This window comes from Paenibacillus mellifer, assembly GCF_023195895.1.
GTDB lineage: Bacteria > Bacillota > Bacilli > Paenibacillales > Paenibacillaceae > Fontibacillus > Fontibacillus mellifer.
Map to the genome: position 1 here is coordinate 1 of NZ_JALPRK010000041.1, position 15676 is coordinate 15676.

Annotated in this window: 17 protein-coding genes and 2 riboswitches; of the genes, 9 read left to right on the top strand and 8 right to left on the bottom strand. The window is 50.4% G+C overall.

The window, feature by feature from the left end; translation table 11 throughout:
• Positions 1 to 178 precede the first annotated feature (178 nt).
• Complete coding sequence (locus M0651_RS23625) at positions 179 to 691, bottom strand: YwhD family protein (RefSeq protein WP_248554117.1); 513 nt, start codon at positions 689 to 691, stop codon at positions 179 to 181.
• Between the two features lie 202 nt (positions 692 to 893).
• Between M0651_RS23625 and M0651_RS23630 the strand changes: the two genes are divergently transcribed.
• The 6 genes from M0651_RS23630 (at position 894) to M0651_RS23655 (ending at position 6809) form a co-directional block, all read left to right on the top strand.
• On the top strand, positions 894 to 2894 hold the full coding sequence (locus M0651_RS23630) for a M1 family metallopeptidase (protein WP_248554118.1): 2001 nt from the start codon (positions 894 to 896) through the stop codon (positions 2892 to 2894).
• A gap of 52 nt (positions 2895 to 2946) precedes the next feature.
• On the top strand, positions 2947 to 3777 hold the full coding sequence (locus M0651_RS23635) for a hypothetical protein (RefSeq protein WP_248554119.1): 831 nt from the start codon (positions 2947 to 2949) through the stop codon (positions 3775 to 3777).
• A 221-nt stretch (positions 3778 to 3998) separates the two neighbouring features.
• A riboswitch (cyclic di-AMP (ydaO/yuaA leader) is annotated at positions 3999 to 4135 on the top strand.
• 4 nt (positions 4136 to 4139) lie between these two features.
• The gene (locus M0651_RS23640) at positions 4140 to 4631 is read left to right on the top strand and encodes a C40 family peptidase (RefSeq protein WP_248554120.1); all 492 of its coding nucleotides are present in this window, start codon (positions 4140 to 4142) and stop codon (positions 4629 to 4631) included.
• A 242-nt stretch (positions 4632 to 4873) separates the two neighbouring features.
• Positions 4874 to 5028, top strand: a riboswitch (cyclic di-AMP (ydaO/yuaA leader).
• Positions 5029 to 5032: 4 nt separating this feature from the next.
• Positions 5033 to 5524: a C40 family peptidase gene (locus tag M0651_RS23645; protein ID WP_248554121.1), complete on the top strand. Its 492-nt coding sequence runs from the start codon at positions 5033 to 5035 to the stop codon at positions 5522 to 5524.
• A gap of 263 nt (positions 5525 to 5787) precedes the next feature.
• The gene (locus M0651_RS23650; RefSeq protein WP_248554122.1) at positions 5788 to 6285 is read left to right on the top strand and encodes a GNAT family N-acetyltransferase; all 498 of its coding nucleotides are present in this window, start codon (positions 5788 to 5790) and stop codon (positions 6283 to 6285) included.
• Between the two features lie 164 nt (positions 6286 to 6449).
• Positions 6450 to 6809, top strand: coding sequence for a c-type cytochrome (locus M0651_RS23655; RefSeq protein WP_248554123.1), 360 nt, complete (start codon positions 6450 to 6452; stop codon positions 6807 to 6809).
• Positions 6810 to 6899: 90 nt separating this feature from the next.
• Here the strand turns inward: M0651_RS23655 and M0651_RS23660 are convergent, their stop codons facing one another.
• Together M0651_RS23660 and M0651_RS23665 are read right to left on the bottom strand one after the other, a co-directional pair.
• Positions 6900 to 7199 (bottom strand): 4a-hydroxytetrahydrobiopterin dehydratase, encoded by a 300-nt coding sequence (locus tag M0651_RS23660; RefSeq protein WP_248554124.1) that lies wholly within the window; start codon positions 7197 to 7199, stop codon positions 6900 to 6902.
• Between the two features lie 170 nt (positions 7200 to 7369).
• A complete protein-coding gene (locus M0651_RS23665) occupies positions 7370 to 7663 on the bottom strand; it encodes a hypothetical protein (protein ID WP_248554125.1) in 294 nt (97 codons plus the stop codon).
• Between the two features lie 190 nt (positions 7664 to 7853).
• On the opposite strand from M0651_RS23665, the gene motA reads away from it, so the two are divergent.
• Both motA and motB read left to right on the top strand, forming a co-directional pair.
• A complete protein-coding gene (gene motA, locus M0651_RS23670) occupies positions 7854 to 8657 on the top strand; it encodes a flagellar motor stator protein MotA (RefSeq protein ID WP_248554126.1) in 804 nt (267 codons plus the stop codon).
• Positions 8641 to 9447: a flagellar motor protein MotB gene (gene motB, locus M0651_RS23675; protein ID WP_248554127.1), complete on the top strand. Its 807-nt coding sequence runs from the start codon at positions 8641 to 8643 to the stop codon at positions 9445 to 9447. The genes motA and motB overlap by 17 nt, the downstream gene beginning before the upstream one ends.
• A gap of 58 nt (positions 9448 to 9505) precedes the next feature.
• Here motB and rluF read toward each other — a convergent pair whose 3' ends face one another.
• Both rluF and M0651_RS23685 read right to left on the bottom strand, forming a co-directional pair.
• The gene (rluF, locus tag M0651_RS23680) at positions 9506 to 10210 is read right to left on the bottom strand and encodes a 23S rRNA pseudouridine(2604) synthase RluF (RefSeq protein WP_248554128.1); all 705 of its coding nucleotides are present in this window, start codon (positions 10208 to 10210) and stop codon (positions 9506 to 9508) included.
• 41 nt (positions 10211 to 10251) lie between these two features.
• Positions 10252 to 12150 carry an ATP-binding protein gene (locus M0651_RS23685; protein WP_248554129.1) on the bottom strand — a complete coding sequence of 633 codons (1899 nt, stop codon included), beginning with the start codon at positions 12148 to 12150 and terminating at the stop codon, positions 10252 to 10254.
• A 345-nt stretch (positions 12151 to 12495) separates the two neighbouring features.
• Between M0651_RS23685 and tadA the strand changes: the two genes are divergently transcribed.
• On the top strand, positions 12496 to 12993 hold the full coding sequence (tadA, locus tag M0651_RS23690) for a tRNA adenosine(34) deaminase TadA (protein WP_248554130.1): 498 nt from the start codon (positions 12496 to 12498) through the stop codon (positions 12991 to 12993).
• An 87-nt stretch (positions 12994 to 13080) separates the two neighbouring features.
• On the opposite strand, the gene M0651_RS23695 is transcribed toward tadA, so the two are convergent.
• The 3 genes from M0651_RS23695 to M0651_RS23705 all read right to left on the bottom strand — a co-directional run bounded on the left by M0651_RS23695 (position 13081) and on the right by M0651_RS23705 (position 15543).
• Positions 13081 to 14157, bottom strand: a complete 1077-nt coding sequence (locus tag M0651_RS23695) for a hypothetical protein (RefSeq protein WP_248554131.1) — start codon at positions 14155 to 14157, stop codon at positions 13081 to 13083.
• 105 nt (positions 14158 to 14262) lie between these two features.
• Entirely contained in the window at positions 14263 to 15174 is a 912-nt protein-coding gene (locus tag M0651_RS23700; protein ID WP_372491044.1) for a YitT family protein, read from the bottom strand.
• A 213-nt stretch (positions 15175 to 15387) separates the two neighbouring features.
• The gene (locus M0651_RS23705; RefSeq protein ID WP_248554132.1) at positions 15388 to 15543 is read right to left on the bottom strand and encodes a small acid-soluble spore protein P; all 156 of its coding nucleotides are present in this window, start codon (positions 15541 to 15543) and stop codon (positions 15388 to 15390) included.
• Positions 15544 to 15676 lie beyond the last annotated feature (133 nt).

The following is a 15676-nucleotide window of genomic DNA, read 5'->3' on the forward strand; positions in this document are numbered from 1 at the left end:
TGGCTCATTGGGCCTCCTAGTGTGAGAATGTTGTAGTTTTTACAACAATATCGGCTTGAACTCCATGGATCCTGTTAGATTGTTGTACAGAATACAACATTTCACCCAACAACCTAAAAAAGCGCCCCCTCCGGCCAAACCAGAACAGGGCGCTTCTCCTTTTGCATCGTCTATTCGGTTACGCGTCCAGCGCCGCCTTCAACTCTTCCGGCGAGCGATCCCACCATTCGGCGTTGGTCTCGATCAGCAGCCGCTTCAACCCCGCCTTCTGCTCATCGCCCAGCCCATCCAAGACAACTCTACGCTTCAGGGCGTAATCCATTTTGTTTACATGGTCGGCGAGAATCTTCCAACCGCGGCGGGCTTCGGTGTCGATCCACATCTCGCAGGCTGTCATTCCGCCGTAGAATTGCCCTTCCGGTCCGCGATCCACAGCCACCCAAACGATCCAGACCTGCCGGCCGTTCGGAACGTCCTCCCGGTTGGTTGAGAATTTAATACCTTTCTCGACCTTACTTTTGGCGTGCATCGCCCCAACATCAATGTACACCTCATCCCCATCGATAATAACCGGGGACATGCTGTTCAAATCGATCGAACCTGCGCCAAATCCTTTATGTTTGCTCTTCTCATCGTTGCTGATAATATTGAGGGCAAAAATCTTTTTACCCGTTTTCGGTGTCTGATCCATAATTCCCTCCATTTTCCCGCGAACCTGCCGCCTCGTGATCCAGGGCCCGGTTGAGTCCAAGATTCGATGTCGAATAAGCTTCTAGGTCATACATCGTGATCAAAAGTCTTCTTTTTGAACTACCTCTCAATTTTAGCTAATAATCTTCCAATTGCAAACATATACATGCTGTAGATGCTTGTCAACGGGAGGTATCCATTGTATGACCCGACGTACTATTGTCTACAGCATTTCCATCCTTGCCTTGTGCCTCACCCTCGGAGCCGCCTGGCTGACCCTGCGGGGAGGCGGAGATTCGCTGACTTCGTTCGTTCCGGCCAAGGCGGGGCCCAAAGCGGTCCAAAAAACCGGACAAACCCCAGTGCCGCCGCAGGCCGAAAGCATTCAGCAGCCGACCGCCGAAGTGCTCAGCAATCGGGTCGCCGAATATCACATTGACGTCACGCTAAACGAGCAGGACGGTACATTGACCGGCTCGGAGACGCTGACCTGGACCCATCCCGGCAAGAAAACGATCAACGAAGTGTATTTGCATTTGTACCCGAACGCGTTCTCTTCCGAAGATACGACCTTTATGAAGGAATCGGGCGGAAAGCTGCGGGGCGACATCATGCCTAAGGACGGTTGGGGAGCCATGGAGATCACCGAGCTGCGGACCACCGATGGCATCTCCCTGCTGCATCGGATTCAATATGTCCAACCCGACGATGGCAATACAAAGGACAAAACCTTGGCCAAGGTTCGCTTGCCCGTATCGGTTCAAGGCGGCGAAAGCCTGACGTTGCGGATGAAATTCACCGTGAAGATGCCGAAAATTTTTGCCCGAATGGGCGTGGCCGACGATTTTGTCATGGCAGGGCAATGGTTTCCGAAAATCAGCGTGTACGAGCCGGTGGGAACCCGGGGACGGACGTCGGAGGGCTGGAATCTTCACCAGTATCACGGGAATTCGGAATTTTACTCCGACTTCGGGATTTTTAGCGTAAGAATCAATGTCCCTGAGACGTACAACGTGGCCGCCACCGGTTTTCAGACCAAAAAGGCGGTGCTAAAGGACGGGCGGAAGACGGTACAGTTCTACGCCGACGATGTTCACGATTTCGCCTGGTCGGCTTCACCGAATTTCATCTATGCGGAAGAGCCGTTCTCCTCTGCAGAGGTTCCGGGTGTACGCATCAAGCTTTATCTTGATCCCACCCACAAAGATCTGAAGGAACGTTACTTTTATGCCGCCAAGGTGGCGCTGGCCAACTACAGCAAATGGTATGGGCGCTACCCTTACTCCACGCTGTCCGTCGTCGTTCCGCCGGCCAGCGGTAACGGTGCAGGCGGTATGGAATACCCCACCTTGGTGACAGCGTTCGGAGCGGCTAGTGATTCTCCCAGCTACGATGAGTTGGAGCGGACGGTTATCCATGAAATCGCCCACCAGTTTTTCTACGGGATGGTCGCCAACAATGAGTTTGAGGAAGCCTGGCTGGACGAGGCCTTTGCCTCCTACGCGGAGGATAAGCTCATGGAACAGGAATTCGGGATCGCGCCGAACCTTCCGATCCAGTCCGCCTTAATTACCTCTCCGGCTTCGCTGACCCAGAACGCCTGGAAGTTCGGTTCCGGAGACGGTTACGCCAAAAATGCCTATTACCGCGGCAAACTGATTCTGCTCGATATCGAACGGCAGGTCGGCAGCAAAACGATGAAACGGATTCTGAGCACCTACAGCCATAAATACCGGTTCAAGCACCCGACAACAGCCGACTTCCAACGTGTCGTTGAGCAGGTGACGAGCCGGAGCTGGAAGGCTTATTTTCAACAATACGTGTATGACGGAAAAATGGCTGATTTTGCGGTAGACCGAATTCAAGTTACTCCGGTCGGCCAAGAGGGGAACCGCCTGTACGAATCGAGCGTGGTCTTCACCCGCAAAGGCGCAACGCACCCGAAGGTTCCGCTGTTATTCACCTTCACCGATGGACACACGGTGCGCAAGCAATGGAACGGAGAAGATGCGCGTATCGAAATCAAGCTGCAGTATAAAACGCCATTGGCTTGGGTTCAAATCGATCCGGACTACACCTTAACGGTGGAGAATATGCACATCAACAACTACTTAAAAGCAGAAATTCCGGAGACCACGTTGTCTCGCTCCAACATGAGCGTCACCAAGCTGCTTGAAGCAATCCTCGGGATGTTTCTGTGGTAAAACGGCTCGATGAGGGCAACTTTGTTAATTCACCTCTAAAGGAGGGAAAGTAATGAGTTTCGTTCGTTTGGGGTGGACCACCCTAAAAAGTCAATTTCCCTCGGTCATTATCTTGTTCTTATACCAGCTGCTATGGGGATTGTTCTTGTATCGACTGGTCGATACGGCCGTGACGGCACTGTTACAAAGATATCCTGACCCGCCGCCCACCGCGCTGTCTCGAATTCTGTTCCTGCTGGAGGGGCAGATCAATCTCTGGAGTAATCCGGATGTCCGGCTATATTGCTGGTTGCTGGTGGGGATGGCAGTGCTGCGCCTGATTCTAACGCCTTTGATTCAGGCCGGAATCTTCTACGGATTTACCCCGGCTGAAAGTCGGAGCCCTGGTTTCCCTCTATTCCGGGGAATGAAAGAATTCGGCAAGCCGGTACTCCTGTTTTATGGGTTGGAGCTTATATTAGCGTTGCTGCCAGCCTTTTGGATTGTGCCCAGACTCCTGTCCCTTTGGCCGGGACTGGCCGGCGTAGAAACACCGATTACGACCTGGCTGGCCGGGTTCGGTTGGGTTCTTGGCTGGTTGATCTATGGCTGGCTAATCCGGCAATGCCTGCTATTTGCCCAATTCGGCTATCTGTTCAAAGCCGGCGTCTGGAACTCCTTGCTGCTGTGCTTCCGCAGCCTCCTGCAGGCCATTTCAATCTCTGCGATTCTCGGGGCTTTTGGACTACTTCTCTTCCTGCTGTTCGGGACCGCCTCCTGGGTTTGGACCGGTATGCTGGCCCTCATTCTGCAGCAGACCTATCCCTTCTTTCGCAACACGTTTAGGGTCTGGCGGATCGCCTCTCAATTTCATCTTTGGCAGTCAAAAACACAAAAAAGTTAAAATTTTTTTCACCCCTCTGAATCCCAACAAACTCAAGGTCTTCGCCAAATGGCGGAGGCCTTGAGTCCTATTTCCCCTCTTAATCTTGTGAATTAACCATTGCCAAAAGATACCTGGTTTTGTTACAATAACAGCAACGCAATTTCAGTAACAGTTTTGTAATTATTTTTGTCATCTTTGGCAGGAGAATGGCGCCGGATGTCGAATATGTAAATTCAGGTGTGAAATCAAAGCCGAATTCCCTTCGCCAGGGAAACGGGGGAACCACTTTGGGTGAATTGATCTCGCTTTAGAGGGATCATAGGGAACCTTCAACCGAATCCTTAAGCTAACCTCGTAGGCATTGGAAGGAGCATAACTTCTTGAAAAAGCGTTTGACGGTAGCAGCAGTAAGTTTTGCATTGCTTTTCACCATTGGAACTGGTAGCGTTTTCGCCGATTCCAAACTGGACACTGCAATTGACGGCGCGCTTGGAAGCGACTACGTTTCCGGCGGAACCACCACAGCCGGCTTCGATTGTTCCGGATTTACCATGTACGTCTTCTCTAAAATCGGCATCAAGCTGCCTCACCAATCCGGCTCTCAATACAAAATGGGAACCGCGGTTGAGAAGAGCGAATTGATCGCCGGTGATCTGGTCTTCTTCAATACTTCCGGTAAAGGCGTTTCTCATGTCGGCATCTACGTCGGCGACGGCAAATTTGCTCATGCCTCCTCTTCCAAAGGCGTAGTCATCAGCAAATTGAGCGAGAAGTATTATGTCCAGCGTTACGTTGGAGCCAAACGGATCATGAGCACCGACAAGTATGAAGATGTAACCGGTGATGTAGCTGAACACGATGATGTTCAATAAGAACCGCCACGAAGCCCGTGGGGATGTTGATACCAACATCTCTGCGGGTTTTTTCTATTCTCTCGCCTCTGCCTCTTAGGAACCATTACCCACGAAGTCCTTCGTCAAAACAGGCCAAAAGAAGCCTTTTTCCCTACAAACTTGTCAACTCTGGACGCCTTTGGTAAAATGAACAACGTAAATAGTAACAACTTTGTAATGATTGTTTGTAATTATTCCTGTGCAGCATCTTGGGTGCAAACTACAATGAAATGCCGAATTCCCAGGCACCCGGGAAACGGGGGACCCACTAAAGGGTGAATTAATTTCACCATCGAGGAAGCATCGATGAGTAAAATTATAGGGAACCTTCAACCGAATCCATAAGCTAACCTCGTAGGCCTTGGAAGGAGTATGACATCTTGAGAAAGACTGTGACAGCAGCGGTAACGAGTTTAGCCCTATTATTCACCTTGGGGGCAGGGAGCGTCTTTGCCGACGCCGAGACCGCGGAACCAACGCCGCTGGCCGGCATCGTCGATTCCGTGTATGGGACACCTTACAAATTTGGAGGCACCACAACGTCGGGATTCGATTGCTCCGGGTTTACCCGGTACGTGTTCAGTCAAATGGGCATCAAGCTTGCGCGCGTGTCGGCCGCCCAGTATAAGCAAGGGACGCCGGTACCGAAGAGCGGTCTCCAAGCAGGAGACCTCGTCTTCTTCAAAACCACCGGGGCCGGCAAGGTATCGCATGTCGGCGTTTACGTTGGCGAAGGCGAATTCGCCCACGCATCCTCATCCAAAGGCATCCGCATCGACAAACTGAGTAACAGCTACTACCAGAACCGCTACGTTGGCGCGAAGCGAGTTCTCAGTAAATACGGTTATTCCGTTTACGCTGCGGAATCTTAATCTACCCTGGTTTCATCAAGTTCATTGTCTCTCGCCGCAAGCCGCGTTTCCGACCTGGATCCGCTTGCGGCCTTTTTTTATCTACAGCCTTATCTATATAACGAGACATCTCGCAAAAAGGTTACCGGAAACTTGATAATCCGGCGAAAATCCCATGAATTCTCTCCCGTAGGCAAAGGCCTTTACAAGCTACGTAAATCCGGCTATTGTGAGGGTAATGGAACATTTTACGACGGATATACCTCTAGAGAAGGAGGGGCAATATGGATCAAACGATGTCTTCGTTTCGTATCGTACCGATGGAAGAACCGCATGGCGCGGAAATTTGCACCTGGCGTTACGACTCCCCTTACGATATCTACAGTTGGCTGCCCTGGGACCAAATGAAAGCGCTCGATGTTGAATTTGGGAATCTGGCGATCCGCGCTGAGCAGTACGTTTCCGTGCTCAATGAAGCCGACGAGTTGGCCGGCTTTGCCCAATACTTTCCGATGGAGGGTGTAACCCGGCTTGGCATCGGCATGAAGCCCGATCTTTGTGGTCATGGTCTGGGAGAGCGGTTTGTACGTACCATCGTGGAGGAAGCCCGTCACCGTAAGCCGGACAATCAAATCGACCTTGAGGTACTAACCTGGAACACCCGAGCGATTCGGGCCTATCAGAAAGCCGGATTCGTCATTACCGACCTGTACGAGAAGATGACGCCAGGCGGGGTGTCCAAACCGTTTTACTGCATGGTCCACAAGGGACTGCCCGAATAAGGGTAGGCCCTTTTTTACACCCCTCCCCAATCATCACAATGATATAATGCACAAATTTCCGGCGAATGCGATTATTTTTGTTCCTATTTTTGACACAAAGACTATGATCGGACCGCGTGTTCCGTTATAATGGATAGGTAGCATACATAGGAGGGGCGATTGGAATGCAAAAGTGGATCATGAGCGGTTTGTTCGTCATCGCAGGCGCTTTAGCCCTTGTATTGATGTTCACTTTGCCGAGCCGGGAACAGGCCGAGCAAGAAGCCAAACCGCAACTGCCTGAAATTACAATGAATGCCGAACAAGCCGAAGCCATCGTCAAAGCGAATTGCATCTCCTGCCATGGGGATACGCTGCAAGGCGGAGCAGGTCCGAATCTGCAGAAGATCGGCTCGCAATTGTCCGCTGACCAACTCTACTCGATCATCACCAAAGGAAAAGGCGGCATGATGCCTTCCTTCAAGGATCGCCTGAAGGAAGAAGAAATCGCCAACGTCGCCATGTGGCTTGCGGAGAAAAAATAAAGGCATTCGAAAAAGCACACCCGCCGGGACACTTATGTTCCCGGCGGGCGTTTTTTTTGACTATAACTATCCGTTCTTATGTCCAGTCGATTACTCTCCTGAACGCATCTTCTCGAAAGCCTCGTTGTATTGCTGGGCCTCTTTGATGTCAACGGCCGTAATGCCGCCTTCCTCCCAAGAGGTTAGACGAAGTGTTACCGTTTTATAGTCAATCGTGATAAAGGGATGGTGGTTAAACGCTTCCGAGATCGCAGCGACCTCATCGACAAACGCAATCCCCTTCATAAAGTTGGTGAACGTGTATTTGCGGAAAATCCATCGTCCTTCCTCAAGCTCCCAACCATCCAGCTTTTCCAAATGCGCTTCTACTTCTTGCGGTGTAAACGGCATTCTTCTTCCTCCCCGTTCTCTTCAAGAACTCCTGTATATGTAAGCATCCTCGTCACGCACCAGGATCTGAAGTTGATTTGTCCTAGCCCCGTCTCCATTTATTGTATTCTCCAACCCATACCTTCATGCGTACCGGCCGCGGATGGACCTGGCAGCGTTGGAACTAGGGATCAAATCAAGGAAACGGATGTCAGTTCTTCATCTCCGATAAGGAAATTAATGCGATGGCCTTCAGGATCATGGATCACGATCGCACTTCCTACCTCAATCATGGGCTCTGTACCGAGTCCAAAGAACAAATCCTCCGCCAGCGCTTCGAGCACCTCATTCCGATCTGCGTCGGATAATACTTCCCATTCCGAAGGCTCCATTTCGAAGAAAAGATAACTATCTTGAATCCGGCCAACCGCTTTCGTCAAATCAGCCAAAATAAATTCATAATCTCTGCCGTGTTTTACGCCCACCGCGATATCCTCCCTTTCGGCCTCTCCATTCCGGCCGTATTCTTATTATACCGGAAAAAACCACTTAAAAAAAAAGGGAATTCTGTCGATAAAATAGTTAATCGTTTTAAACAGTGCAGGCACGCCTCTTTCCGCAAGGATGCGGGGAGGGCAAGAATGGATTCAATTTCTCTCAAGGACGAGGTGTATAATGGAAATTTCAACAATTATTGGTTTGATTCTCGGATTTGTTTCCCTTATTTTGGGGATGTTCCTGAAAGGCGCGCCAATCGAAAGTCTAGTCTCTAACCCCGCGGCCTTTGTCATTATATTTGTCGGGACGGCGGCCACGCTCTTCATGGCCTTCCCCATGTCGGAAATGAAGAAATTCCCGACATTGCTCAAATTGACGGTCTCTAAGCCGAAAATGATTAGCAAAGCCGAATTGATCACCCTATTCATGGAATGGGCTACAATTACCCGCCGCGAGGGCCTGCTTGCTCTGGAAGCGAAGGTCGAAGAGATCAATGATGATTTCTTGCGCGGCGGCATGCGGATGATCATCGACGGCAACGACCAGGAGTTCGTGCAAGACGTGCTGACCGAGGATATTGCAGCTACGGAAGAACGGCATAAAGCCGGTGCGTTGATGTTCTCCCAAGCAGGGATGTACGCGCCAACGCTAGGGGTACTCGGTGCAGTGGTCGGCTTGATTGCCGCCCTCTCCGATATGAGTGATATCGAGAAGCTGTCACACGCGATTTCGGGCGCTTTTATTGCCACCGTATTTGGTATCTTCACCGGTTATGTATTATGGCATCCGATCTCTAATAAACTGAAACGTCTCTCGAAGAAAGAAATGGAGATCCGTTTGATGATGGTGGAAGGCCTGTTGTCGATTCAATCCGGCGTATCCACGATTGCGATTCAACAGAAGCTCGCTGTATTCTTAACCCCTGCCGAACGAGCTGAAATCCTAGAAAAGGGGGCGGGTGAAGGTGAGCAAAAAGAATAAGCATAACGATCACGAAGAACATAACGACGAGAGCTGGCTGCTTCCCTATTCCGACTTAATGACGCTCCTGCTCGCCTTGTTCATCGTCTTGTTCGGTATGAGTACGGTCGACGCCCAGAAATTCCAGGAGATGAGCGAGGCGTTTCAAAGCGTGTTGACCGGCGGCTCCGGGGTTCTGGATCAGAATGCCATGACCAGCAACTCCAAGACTTCGAACAGCGACAGCGAGTTACCCAAGCCCTCCTCGGACGGCTTAATGACGAAGAAAAATGAACTGAAGCGCCAAGAACAGGAAAACCTGGAGGCACTGAAGAAGCAGCTTGATACTTATATCAAAAATAACGGGTTGACCGACGACCTGGAAACGAAGCTGAATCAATCTCAGTTAATGATCACGATCAGCGACAAGGCGCTCTTCGCTTCCGGGGAAGCCGAGGTGAAGCCGGAAGCCCGTCAGTTGGCCAAAGCGATCTCAACAATGCTGCAGAAGTTCCCAGATTACGAGATTATCGTATCCGGTCATACGGACAACGTACCGATCTCGACCTACGAATATCCGTCCAACTGGGATCTGAGCTCGGTTCGCGCCTTGAACTTCATGAAAATTTTACTGATTAACACGAATCTTGATCCGAAAAAATTTAGCGCCATCGGGTATGGCGAATACCACCCCGTTGCCGGCAATGATACCGCGGTCGGTCGGGCGCAGAATCGCCGGGTCGAAGTCTCGATCATCCGCAAATATGCGGACAGCAGCGAGCAACTGGGCGTAACGGCGGCCCACGAATAAAATGATAAAGGACAGGTTCCTCTTCCGAGGTGTACCTGTCCTTCTTTATTCTCGAGCGTTAGGTAAGTTCATAATTCAGCGACAAGCCCAATTCTTGCTTCTCTTGCACGGTTAAGTCACGCCAGGTACCGATCTTCTGCTGGCCGAGATGAATGTTCATGATCCGGATCCGCTGCAGCTTCCGCACATCATACCCTAGGGCGCTGCACATACGGCGGATTTGCCGGTTCTTCCCCTCGGTCAGAATGATCCGGAACACACGGTCCGAAATCCGCGTCACTTTGCACGGAAGCGTCATTTCACCGAGAATTTTGACCCCTTCGCTCATCGCTTTCACAAAGCTGGGAGTAATCGGCCGATCCACCGTCACGATGTATTCCTTTTCATGCTTGCCTTCCGCTCGTAAAATCTTGTTGACGATGTCGCCATCGCTCGTCAGCAGGATGAGTCCTTCCGAGTCTTTATCCAACCGTCCGATCGGAAAAATCCGCTCCGTGTGCCCCACAAAATCGACGATATTGCCTTTCACATGGGCTTCCGTCGTACTGGTGATCCCCACCGGCTTATTTAAGGCGATGTACACGTGTTTGGAGCGCTGGGTCTCGATGGACCGCCCATTTACCTTTACGTCGTCCCCCGGCTCCGCCTGGCTGCCCAGAACCGCCTTGACGCCGTTAATGGTCACTTGGCCCGACTCGACCAGCTTGTCCGCTTCTCTCCGGGAACAAAATCCCGTTTCACTGATAAATTTATTGATCCTCATGATGGTGCCTTCGGTCCCTCCGTCTGGCCCAGCAGTCCGCTTCATTTCGCGACATCTGCTTGCCCTTCGTTATGATCTTCTTCCTCCTGCACGCGCGGGAGGGTAATGGTTACGGCCGTTCCTAGCCCGAGCTCGCTGTCAATTCTCAGCGTTCCATGATGTCCCTCAATGATTCGCTGGCTGATCATCAGGCCAAGTCCGGTTCCTTTCTCCTTATTCGTGTAGAAAGGCTCTCCAAGCTTCTGAAGCCGATCCTTGGCAATCCCCTCGCCCTCGTCGTTCACGCGCAGCACGGCCTGCCCTTGGTCGTCCTCCTCCACTTGCAGAAAGATCTTCCCTCCTTTGGGCATAGCCTCCATCGCATTCTTTAACAAATTGATGAATACCTGCTTCAACTGGTTCTCTTCACAGTGTACCAGAATTGGGTTAGGGGAGAAATGAACCTCGAATTCGATATTATGTAAGTGGGCTTCGCTATCCAGGAGGGACACTACATCGCCCATCGTAAATCGAACGTCTTTCGTCTGGAACTGCACCGCTTGCGGCTTGGCTAAGATGAGAAACTCACTGACGATCAGATTAATCCGTTCCAGCTCGGCGAGCATCACATCGGTATGCATGGCGTTAACCACTCGGGCTCGTTGCTGCATTTGAAGAAAACCTCGCAACGTTGTCAGCGGGTTCCGGATTTCGTGGGCCACCCCGGCGGCTAGCTGACCGACGGTAGTCAGTTTCTCTGAACGCCGGAGCAGTTCCTCCATTTTATTGTGCTCCGTCATGTCCCGGGAAATGCTGATCAAAGCGGTGATTTTGCCTCCCTGGTCAAAGATTGGGGATACGCTAATGCTCACTTCCATCGGGCTGCCGTCCTTGCGTAATCGGACTGTTTCGGCTAATACCGATTCGGCGGTTGCGATTACGTCGGTTTCCGGACGCCAGATCGACCTTCCGTCCATTTCGGAAGCCGGGAGAAATTCCAGATAGGTGCCGACGATTTCGTCACTGCGCCAGCCGTATAACCTTTCAAAGGCGGCATTCACCTGAAGCACCTGCCCCTTGATATCCGTGATATGGATGGCATCCGCGGTCTGGCTTATAATTGACTCCAAATACTCCTTCATCGATCGGTTCTCTTCGTTCTTTCGCTTTAGCTCAGTCGTATAGCGGCCCAGATTATCCGCCATGATGTTAATTTTATGAGCCAGAAGACCAAGCTCATCAAAACTACCGACTTTCAGCCGGGTCTCGAGCTTTCCCGAGGCGAGTACATTGACCTGGTCCAAAATATGACGTATCGGACGGATCAGTCCCCCGGCCATCCCATAGCTCCCTATGATCATCAATACAAGCAAGCTAAGAGAGACGATCAGTTGGCTGATCATCTGTTTGGAAATCTCCTCGGTGATCGGCGTATAACTGGAGATGATGCGAATGACGTAGGGTTTCTCGCCCCCGTTCGTAATCGGAACATAGCTCTCCAGAACGCGTTCGCCGTTGATCCATGTATCCACCATCAGACTCCGGTTTAAAGAGATCGCCTCTGCGACGGAGCGTCTTAACCCTTCATTGTTTCTATAATGATATGTCCCGAACAGCAAATGTCTCTCATCAAAACGTTCCGGATCAATACCCGTGATCTCCAGTAGACTTGGATTGGTACTTCTCGATTTTTGAGATACCCGCTCCGGACTGGTCATGGTCAGAATGGCATCCGTCATATCGCTGCTCATTTTGCCGCCTAACGTGAGTTTGACATAATTGTATACCGAACGACTTTGTTCGACAGCAATCGCGATTTGATTGGCCGTTAGCAGCATATTCGCTTCGCTATCCTTACGCAAATTGTCTCGTACCGTAAAATAACTTAAGACGATATTCAGAGACAGGATAATCAGCGCAAAACAAGATATAATCAAAGCAAGCTTTGTTTTTATAGTCAAGCGTATTTCCCACCTCTGGAGCTCATTTTATGGATATAAATGGGATTCCAAAATTTCTACATCCATCATACCTTTTACGACATGTTTTGCAAAGACGTTGAAATTCCCAGATCATTTCCCTACAATATGTAGAAATGCCTACCCGACTGGTTCTTAAGTCTCAAAAGTGTCGAACTTAGTTATCCACAGAATATCAACATATTCACAACGCTTTTGGATAATATGTGTATAATAATGGGGATAATCCTGCGGTTATGCACAACGTTACCCACAACATGTTAACAACGAATGCTTGTTCGTTGGACAAGGCTTGTGGATACGCTGATAAGGAGTTGATTTGCTCACATGCCATCCTCATTTTCTATGATTCCCGAACCGCCACCCTCCACTTATCCCCATGAGCATTGGATGGCAGAGGCCATCCGTGAAGCGCGCAAAGCCGAGGCCATCGGCGAAGTGCCGATTGGCGCGGTCATCGTCCGGGGTGACGAGATTGTTGGACGTGGCTATAATCTCCGGGAGAGCTCACTCGACGGCACCGCCCATGCAGAGATGATTGCAATCCGCGAGGCCAGCCAACGCCTTGGGGCCTGGCGGCTGCTTCACTGCCGACTCTACGTCACGCTGGAGCCTTGTCCGATGTGTGCAGGAGCAATCGTACAATGCCGCGTTCCTCACGTGATTTATGGCGCTCCGGATCCGAAAGCAGGTTGCGCCGGAACCTTGATGAACCTACTGCAGGAAACGCGCTTTAACCACCGTACCGACATTACCTTCGGCGTCTTGCAGGAAGATTGCGCCTCGTTGTTAACTGAGTTTTTCCGTCGACTTCGCAAGAAGTAAAGATCCTCCGTAACACCAAGAACCTCCAGCCCCATGAGATCATGGAACTGGAGGTTCTTATTAATTTATACACGATTGGATGAGTGCTTAATAGCCAAACTGGCCCATTTCTTCTTGCAACTGCTCCATAGTCAGAGTATCTGTCGGAATGCCGATTTCAAAGGCCGGCTTCTCGTTGATTTGCGTAAAGCGGCTGGTCATTTGCAAGGCTACCTTGATATTGGTTTGCGTATCCGGATCGTTCACAGCGACATCTGCCTGAACGTTATAATACGCTGGGTAATTGTTCTCGTCGATTGCAGTATCGACCGTGAACTTGTTAATTTGCAGGTTGTTCTTCATTTCGTCCAATGCCTTACCCAGTTCATCCTGGTTGCCTTCTTGCAGTTCTTTCTTCGCCTGCTCAAGTTCTTCCGGCGTCAGCTGCAGCATCGAACGGTATTCTTCCTTAGCTAATATATCCAGCATTTTCGGCAGCGCCTGATTCACCAGAATCGTCACCGCTTCTTTTACATTCTCATTCGTAATGGCGAATTGAACCACCTGCTTCGCTTTGAAGCCTTCCGGCAGCGATGCCTCTTTGGGATCGATGTTGGTGAAATAAGCTCCGGATTCATATTCGGCAAACAAGGCCCCCATCAATTCCGTACCGAGCTTTTGACTCTTCTCTGGATTGAACAGGTCCGGATTAAACTCCTCGCCGCTTTGCTCCGCCAGCTCTTTCATGTCGAGAACCAGGAATTTCCCGGTCACCGACTCCGGCATCGGCAGGAACGGAATGCTTGGTACCTTAACGTATAGCTTCTCCGGTGTCATGACGAGTGGAATCGTGATTGTCGTTGTCATATCCCCTGTCAATTTGACTTCCAGCGTTGCCTCGGTTTGCATCGGATCCTTCTGGTACACTTGCTTGATGTTAATCTCGGCGTTCTTCAACATGGATAGCACTGCGCCAACTTCCGGCGATTCCGCTTCCGGTGTCCCTTCAACGGAGAAATCCAAGATCTTCATTTGATTCTCCAATACGTACGAGTTCATCTCAAGCGCCTTCACAGCTGCGCTGCTCAAGGCTTCCTTCGGTTCCTTCTTGCTGCTGCAGCCGGACAAGACCAGCACAACGGACAGCATCACCAGCAAGCAGGACGTCAATAACTTTTTAGACATACAGTCTCCTCTCTCCTACCCATTCGTTCTCAGTAAAAGCAAAATTTTTCTAAACACAACATATCATAAACCATTCGCAAGGATTTCGGAATACGTTTCGCCAAACTAATGGATTGCCTTTTTCTTGAAACGTCCGCCCTTGACGTCATGAATATTTCCGACTGCCAAAAATGCATTTTCATCGTAATGATTGACGATTTCCTTCAGCTTGGCTTCTTCCAAGCGGGTGATGACGCAGAAGATGACCTTTTTCGGGTCGCCGGAAAAGCCGCCTTCCCCTGATAAATACGTAACGCCACGTCCTAACCGGCTTAAGATCGCGTCGCCGATTTCATCGATCTGGTCGCTAATAATCCACACCGATTTCGATTCGTTCAAACCGTCCACGACGATGTCGATCGTCTTATAGGCAATATAATAAGCTAATAGAGAGAACAACGCGCGCTCCCAGCCAAATACGAATCCCGCGCTCAGCAGGATGAAGAAGTTGAAGAACATAATGATCTCGCCAACCGAGAATGGAGTTCTTCGCGAAATGAGAATGGCCACGATTTCGGTCCCGTCCAGCGAGCCGCCAAACCGAATCACTAAACCGGTGCCTAAGCCAAGTAAAATGCCGCCAAACACAAAGGCCAGCAAAGTATCGCTTACAAAGGCATCAACTGGATGTAACAACGCCGTGCCAATCGACATGACGGTGATGCCCAGCAGGGTAGATACGGCAAACGTCTTACCGATTTGTTTGTAGCCGACAATGAGAAAAGGGAGGTTGAAAAGGAAGAGGAAAACCCCGAGCGGAAAGCCCGACAAGTAGGAAGTCATTACGGAAATACCAGTTATGCCGCCGTCCGTGATTTTGTTCGGTACTAAGAATAACTCCAGTGCAACGGAGACAATAATCGCCCCAATCACGATAAACAGGGATCTGAATAAAATACTTTTCAGGGTACGCTGTTTATGTTGGCGAATTTGGGTTGCTGTAGGTGGAATCAATTGGTTTGGATTAACCGCGTTCAAATGGCATCACGATCCTTTCAGTATGTTTTTAGTTCTTCCCTCTCACCATTCTTTCAAGAAAATTCATGTTCCCGTATAAGAACACGCCCTATCATTATTATGACATTTCCTCCGCTTGTTGTCTTGCTCTAATTCAGATGAGCACTACCGTCTTAACGCCAAAAAGCCCCAGCCGAGGCTAGGGCAAGGATGGCGGTACCCTCCCGAAAAGGTCTAGCCTTCCGGGTTGAAGTTACCGTCTTGTTTTCTGATTTTCGCCTTCTTCGAACCGGACAGCGGTTCAGGTCCACCTTTGCCTTCGTTCCGCTGGCGGTCACGATTCTGCCCGTTGCCGGAACCCGAGGTTTGATAGGTTTGCGGTTTCGTCATAATGAATGAAGCCTCCCTTGATTTTGGTCAACAGGATTAATTTGCGAAGATCTGGCTTCCCTTATACATGAAAAGAGAACATGCCTTAGGGCATGTCCGCTTCACGGCCCGTTCGAATCCCACCTTTCGCCAT